1 protein-coding gene is annotated in these 367 nt (G+C 58.3%); it reads left to right on the forward strand.

The features are described 5' to 3' along the window. A partial coding sequence (gene tnpB, locus EQW76_RS28815; protein WP_143123536.1) for an IS66 family insertion sequence element accessory protein TnpB occupies nt 1–196 on the forward strand: 196 nt, incomplete at its 5' end. Nucleotides 197–367: the final 171 nt, after the last annotated feature.

A 367-nucleotide genomic window follows, 5' to 3' on the forward strand; every position in this document is an offset into this window, starting at 1 on the left:
CGCACTAACTGCGTATCTGCGTTGGCAGTGGCTGCATTCTGTTGTGAGGTACAAGCGGCTCGAGCGCGGCCGCTTTATCTGGCCGGCGACGGAGGGTGGAGCGATTGCGCTGACGGCTGGCCAGATGTCCTATCTGCTTGAGGGAATTGACTGGCGAAACCCGCAGCAGACATGGCGCCCGACGAGCGCGGGATAGCGTTTTTTTGGCGGGATTGCGTGCGGCAGCACCAAAAAAAGCTATACAAATCAGTGGTTATGTGATTCACTTCGAGCATGGAAACCGGCTCGGGAAATCACCGTGATCATGCTGCAGCCCTGGAAGCAGAGCTAGCGATTGCGCGGTCGGAACGGGCTACTGCTTTGGCCG

Origin of the sequence: Rhizobium sp. rho-13.1, from assembly GCF_007000305.1 — a bacterium.
In the GTDB taxonomy this organism is placed as follows: Bacteria; Pseudomonadota; Alphaproteobacteria; order Rhizobiales; family Rhizobiaceae; genus Rhizobium; species Rhizobium rhododendri.